This is a genomic window from Streptomyces sp. NBC_01267 (assembly GCF_036241575.1).
Taxonomy (GTDB): Bacteria; Actinomycetota; Actinomycetes; order Streptomycetales; family Streptomycetaceae; genus Streptomyces.
This window is the reverse complement of sequence record NZ_CP108455.1, coordinates 6200952-6213058: the sequence shown is the minus strand read 5'-3', so window position 1 is coordinate 6213058 and position 12107 is coordinate 6200952. Positions and strand designations below refer to the sequence as shown.

The window sequence follows — 12107 nt, the reverse complement described above, 5'->3', positions numbered from 1 at the left end:
GCGGGAGCCCTAGTCTTCCCAACTCCGCTGTCGCGCTGGGCAATTCGCGGGTGCATACTCGCGCCGTGAATGGACAATCAGGTCTGAATCCCGCGCCTCACCCGCCCAGACACGTCGCCGTCCTCACCTTCCCCGCGTACGCGCACATCGCGCCCACGCTGCCGATGCTGGCCGAACTGGTCCGGCGCGGGAACCGGGTGACCTGCTTCGTCACCGAGCGTTTCGCCGACATGGTCCGCGCCGTCGGGGCGGAGGCCGTCGTGTACGCCTCCCGGTTCCCGTGGGCCGACGGACCGACCGGGTCCGCCGTGGAGAACATCCTGGAGTTCTTCGAGGAGTCGCTCGCCCCCCTGCAGGCGGTGGTGGACCGGTTCGGCGAAAGACACCCCGATCTCATCGCCCACGACCTCGCGGCGTCCGAGACCGGCCGGATCCTGGCCCGCGCCTGGGACGTCCCCGTCGTACAGCTCTGCCCGACCATCGCGTCGAGCCCCGGGTTCTCCATGTCCGACCGCCAGAGCCAGGAGGTCACCGGCCCGCCGCCGGAGCCGGTCGACCCGCAGGACCCCCTGATCACCGAATTCGTCGCCCGCCGGGACAAGCTGCTCACCTCTTGCGGGCTGGACCAGGTCCCGATCGACGGCTTCGGCGCCGAGCACGGCGACAACATCGTCTTCCTGCCGAAGGAATTCCAGATCGCCCCGGAGACGTTCGACGACCGGTTCGCCTTCGTCGGGCCGTGCCTGGCCGACGAGCCGGACGAGGCGGCCTCCACCAGCTGGTCGCCGCCCGCCGACGGACGGCCGGTGCTGCTGCTCTCGCTCGGCAGCTCCTACACCCCCGACCAGGGCAGCTTCCTGCGCTCCTGCGTCGAGGCGCTGGCCGGCTCACCGTGGCACATCGTGATGACCCTCGGCCACCGCGTCACCCTCGACGAGCTGGGCCCGCTGCCCGGCAACGTGGAGGCGCACCAGTGGCTGCGCCACCCCGAAGTGCTGCGGCACGCCACGGCGTTCATCACGCACGCCGGGATGGGCAGCGTCATGGAGTCGCTCTTCTTCGGCGTGCCCATGGTGCTCGTGCCGTTCCACATCGACCAGCGGGTCATCTCCGCCCAGGTGGCGGACCTCGACCTGGGCCGCGTCCTGTACCGGGAGGCGACCGGCCCGGACGCGCTGCGTGCGGCGGTCGACGAGGTCGCCACCAGTGCGCGGATCCGTGCCGCGGTCTCCCGGATGCGCCGGGACGTGCGCGAGGCGGGTGGTGCGGTGCGCGGCGCCGACGCGGCCGAGGCTCTGATGCGCCGTCCCCGACCGGCCGACCACCCAGCCCCGCCTACGGAAGTGACTCACCCATGAAGGGCATCATCCTCGCCGGGGGCGCCGGAACGCGCCTGCACCCCGTGACGCTGGCCGTCTCCAAACAGCTGCTGCCCATCTACGACAAGCCCATGATCTACTACCCGCTGTCGGTGCTGATGCTCGCCGACATCCGGGACATCCTGATCATCTCCACGCCCGAGGACCAGCCGCTCTTCCAGCGGCTGCTCGGCGACGGCTCGGAACTCGGGCTGAATCTGAGCTACGCCGTCCAGCCGGAGCCCGGCGGGCTGCCCGAGGCGTTCATCATCGGCGCGGACCATGTCGGCGACGACTCGATCGCGCTGATCCTCGGCGACAACATCTTCTACGGGCCCGGCCTCTCCGGCTTCCTCCACGACAGCCGGCAGACCCTGGACGGCTGTGTGCTGTTCGGCTACCGCGTCTCCGACCCGGAGCGGTACGGCGTGGGCGAGGTCGACGACGACGGGCGGCTGGTCGCCATCGAGGAGAAGCCCGCCCACCCGCGTACCGACCGGGCCATCACCGGTCTGTACTTCTTCGACAACACCGCCCTGGACATCGCGAAGAACCTCACCCCGTCGGCGCGCGGCGAGCTGGAGATCACCGATGTCATCCGGCCCTACCAGCGGGAGGGCCGGGCGAAGGTGATCGACCTCGGGCGCGGCTTCGCCTGGCTGGACACCGGGACCCACGACTCGCTGCTCGACGCGGGCCAGTACGTCCAGGTGCTGGAGCGGCGGCAGGGCGTCCGTATCGCCTGCATCGAGGAGATCGCGCTGCGACGCGGCTTCATCGACGCGGAGGCCTGCTACCGGCGCGGGGCCGCGCTGCCCAAGTCGGGCTACGGGCAGTACGTCATGGAGATCGCCACGACCGAAACGGAGCGCCGATGACCACCGGCCGCCACATCGCCTTCTTCAACTATCCGGCCCACGGCCACGTCAACCCGACCCTGCCGGTCGTCGCCGAACTCGTCCGCCGCGGCCACCGGGTGTCGTACGTGGTCGCCTCGCACTTCGCCGACGTCGTCGCGGCGACCGGGGCCGACGTCATCCCCTACGAATCGCTCGTCCCCAAGTCGTGGAACACCGTGGCCATCCCGTCGGAGATCACCGGTGACGACATGGCCCAGGCGGGCCTGGTGCACCTCTCGGAGGTCTTCACGCCGCTCGCCGAGGCGGAACGCCGTCTCGGCGCCGACCGGCCGGACCTGATGGTGTACGACTCGTTCGGCTACGCCACCGGCCGTCTGCTCGCGCGCAAGTGGGACCTGCCCACCGCGCTGACCGCGACCACCTTCGTGTCCAGCAACACGTTCTCCCCGTACGCCGCACTGGCCGCGTCCATGTCCCCGCCGGATCCGGACCATCCGGCGCTGCGGCAGGCGCAGGAGAAGATGCGCGGGACGCTGGACGCCCACGGGCTCACCGGTCTGTCGAACGAGGACTTCGCCGGGGCCGCCGAGGAACAGACCCTGGTGTTCGTGCCCCCCGAGTTCCAGCCCGGCATCGAGACGTTCGACGACCGGCACGTCTTCGTCGGCCCGTGCATCGGCGACCGTGCCGGGCAGGGCACGTGGCAGCCGCCGTCGGACGGCAGGCCGGTGGTGCTGGTCGCGCTCGGCAGCTTCGGGTACGAGAACCAGGCGGCGTTCTACCGGGACGCCCTCGCGGCGCTGGCCGACCAGCCGATGCACGTCGTCATGTCGCTCGGCGGCCTGGTCACACCGGACGACCTGGGCCCGCTCCCGCCGCACGTCGAGGCGCGGCCGTGGGTGCCGCAGCTGGCCGTGCTCGCGCACGCGTCGGCGTTCGTCTCGCACGCCGGGATGGGCAGCACCATGGAGTCGCTGTACTACGGCGTACCGCCGGTCGTCGTCCCGCGCACCGGCGAACAGGACCTGGTCGCAGCCCGGTTGACCGAGCTGGGGCTCGGCCGCTCCCTCACCCCGGACGCGCTGACGGCGGACCGGCTGCGGGACGCGGTGCTCGGTCTGGCCGAGGACGCCGCGGCCCGGCAGCGGGTGAAGGACCTGTCCGCGAGCATCGCGGGCCGGGGCGGGCCGGCGCTCGCCGCCGACACCGTCGAGGCCCGGCTGGCCGCCTCATGACCGGGCCGCGCAGACATCTGGCGTTCCTGCCCTATCCGGCGTACGGGCACATGATGCCGGTGCTGCCGGTGGTGGCCGAACTCGTCGCGCGGGGGCACCGGGTGACCTGTTTCGCCACCGAGGACTTCGAGGAGCGGGTGCGCGCCACGGGCGCCGAGGTGCGCCCGTACGATCCGCCGCTCTCCTCGGACCCGCCGCCGGAGAACATCGACGCCGACGAGTGCGCCCGCGCCCCGCTCAAGCTGCTCGACGCGAGCACCGCGGTGCTGCCGACGATCGAGTCGTGCTTTTCCGGGGGGCCGCCGGACGCCGTCGTGTACGACACGACGCTCTGGCTGACCGGACGGCTGCTGGCCGCCCGCTGGCAGCGGCCGAGCATCCAGCTGTCCCCCACCTTCATCTCCAACGAGCACTTCGACCTGTCCGCGCAGCACCAGGAGTACGCCGGTCGGGTCGATCCCGCGCACCCGGCCATCGTCGAGTTCGCGGCCCGGCTGACGGAGACCGTCGGCAGCAGTGGGCTGCGGGACGAGCAGAAGGCCGAACTGTTCTACGGGCGGCGGGAGTTCACCCTGGCGTTCCTGCCCCGTGAGTTCCAGTTCGCGGGTGCGACCTTCGACGAACGGCACGCCTTCGTCGGACCGACCTGCGACGGGCGGCAGGAGGACGGCTGGCAGCCGCCCGCGAGCGGCGCTCCGGTGCTGCTGGTCTCCCTGGGCACCACGGTCAACAACCGGCCCGACTTCTTCCGCCACTGCGCGAAGGCCTTCGCCGACCTGCCCTGGCACGTCGTGCTGGCGCTCGGTGACCGGGTCGCCCCCGGGGAACTGGGTGAGCTACCGCCGAACGTGGAGGCGCACCGGTGGGTCCCGATGGGTGCGGTCCTCGCCCACGCCTCGGTCTTCCTCTGCCAGTCCGGGATGGGCAGCATCATGGAGTCGCTGTACGCCGGGGTGCCGATGGTGGTCGTCCCGCACCACCCCGAGCAGCACGTCAACGCCCGGCGGCTGACCGAACTGGGCCTGGCCGAGGTGGTGCAGCGCGACGAGGTGTCCCCGGAGGCGCTGCGGGACGCGGTCGCGCGGGTCGCGGGTGACAGCGGAATGCGGGAGCGCGTACGGGACATGCGGCAGCACGTCAGGGCGGCGGGCGGGGCGCGCAGGGCGGCCGATGTGATCGAGGAGCGGCTGCGCACCGCTTCCTTGGAGGTCCGGTGAGCGAGCCGCGTACGCACCCGGAGGGCGACCGCACGCAGGGGGCGGTGCCCGGATCGGGGCCGGTGCCACGGCAGGTATCACCGCCGGTGTCGCCGCCCGTGTCGCCGCCCGTGTCGCCGCCCGTGTCGCTGCCCGTGGAGCGGGCCTGTCCCTTCGACCCGCCGGCGGAGTACGCCGCGCTGCGGGAGCGCTGCCCGGTCGCGCCGCTGGAGCTGACGGTGGGCCCCGGCGAGGGCTCCGGCTGGCTGGTCACCCGGCTCGCCGACGCGCGGGCCGTGCTCAGCGACGCCCGGTTCAGCCATCGCAACGAGCTGATCGGCCTGCCGATCCCGCCGCCGTTCCCGATGACCGCGTACACACCGCCACCCGCGGCGCCCGGCGCCTTCATCAAGATGGACCAGCCCGACCACTCGTACTACCGGCGCTTCCTGACCCGCAGGTTCACCGTGCGCGGGATCGCCGGACTCACCCCGATGATCACCGGGATCGTCCGGGAACAGCTGGACGCGATGGCGAGGGTCGAAGGCCCGGTGGACCTCGTCGGCACGTTCGCCGAACCGGTGGCCGTCCGCGTGATGTGCGGGATGCTCGGCATACCGGATGCCGCCCGGGAGCGGTTGAGCACGCACATGGCGGTGCTGTCGCGCATGACGTACACGGTGGAGGAGCTGATCGCGTCCTGCACCGACATCGCCGAGGTGCTCCAGGAGCTCGTCGAGTCGAAACGGTCCGGATCCGGACCGGATCTGCTGAGCGAGCTGGCCCGGGACGGCAGGCTGACCGTCGAGGAACAGACCAATCTCGCCTGGGCGTTGATCGGCGGCGGATTCGACACCACCGCGAACATGCTCGCCCTCGGCACCTTCGCGCTGCTCACCCACCCGGAACAGCTCGCCGCGCTGCGGGCCCGGCCCGAGCTGATCGACAACGCGGTCGAGGAGCTGCTGCGCCACCTGACCATCTCGCACCTCGGGGCCAGCCGGGCCGCGCTGGAGGACGTGGAGCTGAACGGGGCGCGGATCAGGGCGGGCGACACGGTGGTGGTGGCACTGCCCGCGGCCAACCGGGATCCCGCGCACTTCCCCGACCCCGACCGACTCGACATCACCGGGGACCCGCAGGGGCATGTGGCCTTCGGGCACGGCGTGCACCAGTGCATCGGCCAGAACCTCGCCCGCGCCGTGCTGCGCATCGCCTATCCCGCGCTCTTCGACCGTTTCCCCTCGCTGCGCCTGGCGAAGGCGGCCGGGGACGTGCCGATGCGCGCGGACATGCTGCACTACGGCGTGCACGAGCTGCTGGTCGGCTGGGACAGGAACGACGCATAGGGGTGTGCCGAAGGGCGGCTGCCGGATGCTTCCGGCAGCCGCCCTTCGGCGTACCCCTATGACTCCGTGACGTCAGCCGGCGTCCGGCGCCCACCAGGACGGGTGGTCGCGGTACCAGCGCACGGTGGACTCAAGACCGGCGGCGAACTCGTACGCCGGAGTGAAACCGAGCTTGGTGATCTTCCCCAGGTCCAGCGCGTACCGCAGGTCGTGGCCCTTGCGGTCGGCGACGTACCGGATCAGTCCCGGGTCGGCGCCGCAGAGTTCGACGAGCCGGTCGGCGATCGAGGCGTTGGTCACCTCGACGCCGCTGCCGATGTTGTAGATCTCGCCCGGACGGCCGTCGGTGAGGACCAGTTGCAGCGCCGCGCAGTGGTCGGCGACGTGCAGCCACTCGCGTACGTTGGCCCCGTCGCCGTACAGCCCGACCGGCCGTCCGCGCAGCAGGTTGGTGATGAACAGCGGGATGAGCTTCTCGGTGTTCTGGTACGGGCCGTAGTTGTTGGAGCAGCGGGTGATCCGCACGTCCAGGCCGTGGGTGCGCCAGGCGGCCCTGGCGACCAGGTCGCTGCCCGCCTTCGACGCCGAGTAGGGCGAGTTGGGCAGCAGCGGCTCGTTCTCGTCCCAGCAGCCGGAGTCGATCGAGCCGTACACCTCGTCGGTGGAGACGCACAGCACCGTACGGACCCCGGCCGTCAGGCAGCTGTCCAGGAGCTGCTGGGTGCCCAGCACGTTGGTGGAGGCGAACGGCACCGCGCCGACCAGTGACCGGTCCACGTGGGACTCCGCCGCGAAGTGCACCACGGCGTCGTGGCCCGGCAGCACCGAGGCGAGCAGGTCCGCGTCCCGGATGTCGCCCCGGACGAACGTCAGCCGTTCCTGGTCCATCGGCAGGTTCGCCATGTTGCCCGCGTAGGTGAGCAGGTCGACGACCGTCACTTCGGCGTCCTCGTACCCGGCGTACTCGCCGGCCAGCATCGCCCGCACGTAGTGCGATCCGATGAAGCCCGCGCCGCCGGTCACACATACCTTCATGTCGACCGTGTCCCCTCAGCCGACCGGCAGGACCTTGAGATTCCGGCGGGGTGCGCCGGAGTCCGCGGTCGACGACAGGTGCGAGACGACCCGCTCGTCGACCGGGTCGTTGGCCGGGTCGTCGTGCACCCGGAGGATCTCGTACGAGGTGTTGCGCTGGGCCGGTACGCGGTCGGAGCCGCGGATGAGGTCGATCAGCTCGGGCAGGTTGGAGCGGTGCTTGGCACCGGCCGACGAGACGACGTTCTCCTCCAGCATCACCGAGCCGAGGTCGTCGGCGCCGTAGTGCAGGGTCAGCTGACCGAGTTCCTTTCCGGTGGTCAGCCAGGAGCCCTGGATGTGGGCGACGTTGTCGAAGAACAGCCGGGCGATGGCGATCATGCGCAGGTACTCCAGCGACGTCGCCTGCGTCTGACCCTTCAGGTGGTTGTTCTCCGGCTGGTAGGTGTACGGGATGAACGCGCGGAAGCCGCCCGTCCGGTCCTGCACGTCGCGGATCATCCGCAGGTGCTCGATGCGCTCGGCGTTGGTCTCGCCGGTGCCCATCAGCATCGTCGTGGTGGACTCGACGCCCAGCCCGTGCGCGGTCTCCATGATCTCCAGCCAGCGCTCGCCGGACTCCTTGAGCGGCGCGATGGCGGTGCGCGCGCGGGCCGGGAGCAGCTCCGCGCCCGCGCCCGCGAACGAGTCGAGACCGGCGTCCCGGATCCGGCCGATCGCCTCGGCGGTCGACACCCCGGAGATCTTCGACATGTGCGCGACCTCGGAGGCGCCGAGGGAGTGGATCACGAGCTGCGGGTAGGCCTTCTTGATCGCGGAGAAGGTGCGCTCGTAGTACTCGACGCCGTAGTCCGGGTGGTGGCCGCCCTGGAACATGATCTGCGTGCCGCCGAGTTCGACGGTCTCGCCGCAGCGGCGCAGGATGTCGTCGAGATCGCGCTCCCAGCCCGCGTCGGACTTCGGCGGGGCGTAGAAGGCACAGAACTTGCACGCCGTCACGCAGACGTTGGTGTAGTTGATGTTCCGCTCGATGATGTACGTCGCGAGGTGCCCGCTGTCCGCGAAGCGGCGCCGGCGTACGGCGTCCGCGGCCGAACCGAGCGCGTGCAGCGGGGCGTCGCGGTACAGCTCCAGCGCCTCGTCGGGCGTGATGCGGCCCCCGTCGGCGGCGCGGTCCAGAGCAGCGGTGAGATGACTGTTCGGCTGGGCCACTTCGGGCCGCCTTTCTTGGGGTGGGGTGGCGGTGCTTCGCACGGGTCGGGGCGGCGTCAGACCGTCCGGCCGGTGTCCATCAGCCGGAGTGCGACGTCCGGGCGGAAGCCCGCTCCGGCGCCGCCGACCCGGCGGGCGAATTCCCGGAGACCGGCCAACTGCCGTTCTCCCAGGCTGAAGTCGAGCGCGGAGAGGTAGTAGCGCTTCAGGGTCTCGGCGTCGAACTCCTCCCAGCGGGCGGCCTTGGTGCAGACCTCGTCGATCTCGGCGAGGAACAGTTCACGGGAGGCGAGGAATCCGGCGTGGACCTCGCGGACGAGGACGTCGTTGCGGGCCAGGAAGTCGCGGCGGGCCGCGAAGACCGCGAAGACGAAGGGCAGGCCGGTCCACTCCTGCCACATCTGGCCCAGGTCGTGCACTTCGAGCCCGAGGGTGCCCGCTTCGAGGAGTGAGGCGCGCAGAGCGGCGTCGCCGATCACCACCGCGGCCGGGGCGCCGGACATCATGGTCGGCAGGTCGGGCGGGCAGCTGAAGTACTCGGGCCGCACGCCCACGGATTCGGCGAGCAGCAGCTCGGCCAGGCGTACCGAGGTACGGCTGGTGGTGGTGCAGGCGACCGGGACGCCGTCGAGCTCCTTCAGCGGCACCTTGCTGACCAGCAGGCAGGACATCACGGGCCCGTCCGCGCCCACCGCGATGTCCGGCAGGACGACCAGGTCGTCGGCGTTGCGCAGATACTCCATGACGCTGATCGGGCCGATGTCCAGCTCGCCGGAGACCAGCGCGTCGCTCAGCCGCTCCGGGGAGTCCTTCCGCAGGTCCAGGTCGAGCAGGTTCCCGGTGCGGGCGAGGCCCCAGAACAGCGGGAGGCAGTTCAGGAAGTCGATGTGCCCGACGCGCGGGCGGCGCAGGGCGGCCCGCGGTCCCTGCCCGGCGGGGCGCCGGTCGGTGGTCTCCAGCATCAGGCGTCGACCGCGTTCGGTCCGTACACTTCGACGCCGTCGCTCACCCGGCGCACGTGGATGCACTCCCCCGGGCACTCGGTGACGGAGTCGGTGACGTCGCGCAGGGCGGGCACCGGGACCGGGACCGCCGAGCCCTCCTGCTGCCGCAGTTCGCCGTCGGCGCCCTTGACGTAGGCGAGCCCGTCGATGTCCAGCTCGAAGACATCGGGGGCGTACTGGCAGCAGATGCCGTCTCCCGTACACAGATCCTGGTCTATCCAGACCTCAAGGGTCTCGTCCCGCGCAGTCATCTCACACCTACCGGTCGTTGGGTGATTCCGGGCATGGTCGGATCCGTCACGGGTCAGACCCGCATGGGCTGCGGGGACTCCCGGCGGTCGGCGTCCGGGCCGTCGAACTCGTTGACGATCTCGTAACGGGTGTTGCGCTCGACGGGCTTGAAGCCGGCGTCGCGGATCAGGTCGAGCAGACCTTCGCGGGACATCTTGTCCGGTGTGCCGTAGGCGTCCGCGTCGTGCGTGATCTTGTACTCGACGACCGAACCGTCGATGTCGTCGGCGCCGTGGTTGAGGGCGAGCTGGGCGGTGCGCAGCCCGTGCATGACCCAGAAGACCTTGACGTGCGGGACGTTGTCGAAGAGCAGCCGCGAGACCGCGAAGGTCTTCAGCGCCTCGGCGGACGTCGCCATCTTCGTCCGCGCCATCAGCTTGTTGCGCACCACGCCGTCCATCGAGTCGTGGAAGTCGTGCTGGTAGCGCAGCGGGATGAAGACCTGGAACCCGCCGGTCTCGTCCTGGAGTTCACGCAGCCGCAGCACGTGGTCGACGCGGTGGCGCGGCTCCTCGACATGGCCGTACAGCATCGTGCAGGGCGTCTTGATGCCCTTCTCGTGGGCGAGGCGGTGGATGCGCGACCAGTCCTCCCAGTGGGTGGCGTGGTCGACGATGTGCTGCCGGACCTCCCAGTCGAAGATCTCGGCGCCGCCGCCGGTCAGCGACTCCAGACCGGCCTCGATCAGCTCGTCGAGGATGTCGGAGGCGGAGAGCCCGGAGATCGTCTCGAAGTGGTGGATCTCGGTGGCGGTGAACGCCTTGAGGGAGACGTTCGGGAGCGCCTTCTTGAGTTCGCTGAGCGAGCGGGGGTAGTAGCGCCACGGCAGGTTGGGGTGCAGGCCGTTGACGATGTGCAGCTCGGTGAGGTTCTCGCCCTCCATCGCCTTGGCGAGGCGCACCGCGTCCTCGATGCGCATCGTGTACGCGTCCTTCTCGCCCGGCTTGCGCTGGAACGAGCAGTAGGCGCACGAGGCGGTGCACACGTTCGTCATGTTGAGGTGACGGTTGATGTTGAAGTGGACGACGTCGCCGTTCTTGCGCGTACGCACCTCGTGGGCGAGGCCGCCGAGCCACGCCAGGTCGTCGCACGCGTACAGCGCGATGCCGTCCTCACGGCTGAGCCGTTCGCCGGCCCGGACCTTCTGCTCGACCTCGCGCTTGATCCCTGCGTCCACCCGTGCCAACTCCTCAGGTATGTGTTCTTCGGTGCCCGATGGGGAACAACGGCCTGATGTGCGCGGACGTGCGGAGGGACGCTGCGACGAACTGTCGGTACGCGTCCGCCCCTCGGGCGTGATGTGACATTCCCGCGAAGCACAACACCCCAGGCGAGTGAGGCTCAATCATGGCGGACACGCCCCTAAGGAATTCCCTACAGGCCAACGGCCGGACAGTGACCGGGACCTGCGGAACGCAGCCCTTCGCTACTGTCAACTCCCGTTAACCGCTGGATGGTTCAGAACCGGGCACACGCACCGGTGCAAGGAGGCTTGACGCATGTCGAACACGAGTACCGCGACCGGCGGCACGGCGACCCGCAGAGGTGCCGGAAGACAGCGGATCGTGACCGTGGTGGTGGCGACCCTCGCCACGGTGGTGGTCTGGCTCCTCGCCCACTCGGCCTTCGGCGTCGACATCGAGGTGAAGACGAACGGGTCCGCATCCTCGGTGCAACTGCCCGCGGTCATCTTCGCCACGCTCGTTTCCGGGCTGCTCGCCTGGGCATTGATCGCTCTGCTGGAGCGCAGGCCGTCCGGAGGACGCAAGGCCTGGGTGATCATCGCCGTGGTGGTGTTCCTGCTGTCGCTGGTGGCCGGACCGGGCAGCGGAGTCACCACGTCGGCGAAGATCGCCCTGGCCTGCCTGCACACGGTGGCAGCGCTGGTACTCGTTCCCGGCCTCGCACGAACCGTCAGGAAAGGCTGAACCCATGCCCCCCACACTCACTCTGACGAAGAGTCATGGATCGTACGTACTGGAGGGAACCGCGGGCGACGCCTCGCTGGAGACCGGAAAGTCGATGCGGCGCGGTGAGATCACCGTGAGCGGCCGGACCCTGCCGGTCGAGGTCAACAACCCCCGGCGGACCGGGATAACGGTCGGCGGCAGCTCGCCGGTCCTCCGCCTCGACCACCAGGACAGCTTCCTCCCCGGCAGCGGCAAGGCGGTGCAGTGGGAGCTGTCGAGGAGCTTCCGCGGCTACCGCGCCGCGGTCGTCAGCGGCGGCGACCGGATCGACCTGTGGCTGCCCAAGTTCCACGGCAAGTCCGTCGAGGTGAAGGTCGACGGTGACTGGGACCAGCTCGAACTGGTCGCGCTCTCGGCGTGTTTCGCGGTGCTGTCCCGGCGCCGGGGCGACGCCTTCCGGGCGATGGCCGTGGCCGGCGCGACCGGACACGGTCACTGACCCGAGGCCGCCGCTCGACGGAGCAACAGGGGGAAAGATACCCGGGCCGGACCGCTCCGGCCCGGGTGTCTTTCCCGCCGCCCCGAAGAACTAGTACAACAACTAACCACTTGCTCTCCGCCATGGCCGCCCGAATTCCGGCTGGCTAGTCTGCCGCG

Annotated in this window: 12 protein-coding genes; 7 read left to right on the top strand and 5 right to left on the bottom strand. The window is 70.4% G+C overall.

Going from position 1 to position 12107, the window contains the following annotated elements; translation table 11 throughout:
• Window positions 1-65: 65 nt before the first annotated feature.
• The 5 genes from OG709_RS28345 to OG709_RS28325 are packed head-to-tail and all read left to right on the top strand — an operon-like array spanning window position 66 to window position 5998.
• A complete protein-coding gene (locus OG709_RS28345; RefSeq protein ID WP_250304677.1) occupies window positions 66-1358 on the top strand; it encodes a macrolide family glycosyltransferase in 1293 nt (430 codons plus the stop codon).
• Window positions 1355-2236: a glucose-1-phosphate thymidylyltransferase RfbA gene (rfbA, locus tag OG709_RS28340; protein WP_266640334.1), complete on the top strand. Its 882-nt coding sequence runs from the start codon at window positions 1355-1357 to the stop codon at window positions 2234-2236. Before OG709_RS28345 ends, rfbA begins: the two co-directional genes overlap by 4 nt.
• Window positions 2233-3453 (top strand): macrolide family glycosyltransferase, encoded by a 1221-nt coding sequence (locus tag OG709_RS28335; protein WP_329168055.1) that lies wholly within the window; start codon window positions 2233-2235, stop codon window positions 3451-3453. The genes rfbA and OG709_RS28335 overlap by 4 nt, the downstream gene beginning before the upstream one ends.
• On the top strand, window positions 3450-4670 hold the full coding sequence (locus OG709_RS28330) for a macrolide family glycosyltransferase (RefSeq protein ID WP_329168054.1): 1221 nt from the start codon (window positions 3450-3452) through the stop codon (window positions 4668-4670). Before OG709_RS28335 ends, OG709_RS28330 begins: the two co-directional genes overlap by 4 nt.
• The gene (locus OG709_RS28325) at window positions 4667-5998 is read left to right on the top strand and encodes a cytochrome P450 (protein WP_329168052.1); all 1332 of its coding nucleotides are present in this window, start codon (window positions 4667-4669) and stop codon (window positions 5996-5998) included. The genes OG709_RS28330 and OG709_RS28325 overlap by 4 nt, the downstream gene beginning before the upstream one ends.
• A 72-nt stretch (window positions 5999-6070) precedes the next feature.
• On the opposite strand, the gene rfbB is transcribed toward OG709_RS28325, so the two are convergent.
• From rfbB to mqnE, 5 genes are read right to left on the bottom strand one after another with little or no spacing between them, the layout of a single operon-like run.
• On the bottom strand, window positions 6071-7033 hold the full coding sequence (rfbB, locus tag OG709_RS28320) for a dTDP-glucose 4,6-dehydratase (RefSeq protein ID WP_329168050.1): 963 nt from the start codon (window positions 7031-7033) through the stop codon (window positions 6071-6073).
• Between the two features lie 15 nt (window positions 7034-7048).
• Window positions 7049-8245 carry a cyclic dehypoxanthinyl futalosine synthase gene (gene mqnC, locus OG709_RS28315; RefSeq protein ID WP_250304682.1) on the bottom strand — a complete coding sequence of 399 codons (1197 nt, stop codon included), beginning with the start codon at window positions 8243-8245 and terminating at the stop codon, window positions 7049-7051.
• A 56-nt stretch (window positions 8246-8301) separates the two neighbouring features.
• Window positions 8302-9207, bottom strand: a complete 906-nt coding sequence (locus OG709_RS28310; RefSeq protein ID WP_250304683.1) for a menaquinone biosynthetic enzyme MqnA/MqnD family protein — start codon at window positions 9205-9207, stop codon at window positions 8302-8304.
• Window positions 9207-9500: a ferredoxin gene (locus tag OG709_RS28305; RefSeq protein WP_250304684.1), complete on the bottom strand. Its 294-nt coding sequence runs from the start codon at window positions 9498-9500 to the stop codon at window positions 9207-9209. Before OG709_RS28305 ends, OG709_RS28310 begins: the two co-directional genes overlap by 1 nt.
• Before the next feature lie 53 nt (window positions 9501-9553).
• Window positions 9554-10717 (bottom strand): aminofutalosine synthase MqnE, encoded by a 1164-nt coding sequence (mqnE, locus tag OG709_RS28300; protein ID WP_250304685.1) that lies wholly within the window; start codon window positions 10715-10717, stop codon window positions 9554-9556.
• A gap of 322 nt (window positions 10718-11039) precedes the next feature.
• Between mqnE and OG709_RS28295 the strand changes: the two genes are divergently transcribed.
• Together OG709_RS28295 and OG709_RS28290 are read left to right on the top strand one after the other, a co-directional pair.
• The gene (locus OG709_RS28295) at window positions 11040-11468 is read left to right on the top strand and encodes a DUF6069 family protein (RefSeq protein ID WP_250304686.1); all 429 of its coding nucleotides are present in this window, start codon (window positions 11040-11042) and stop codon (window positions 11466-11468) included.
• A 4-nt stretch (window positions 11469-11472) separates the two neighbouring features.
• Complete coding sequence (locus tag OG709_RS28290) at window positions 11473-11949, top strand: hypothetical protein (RefSeq protein ID WP_329168047.1); 477 nt, start codon at window positions 11473-11475, stop codon at window positions 11947-11949.
• The last annotated feature ends 158 nt before the right edge of the window (window positions 11950-12107 follow it).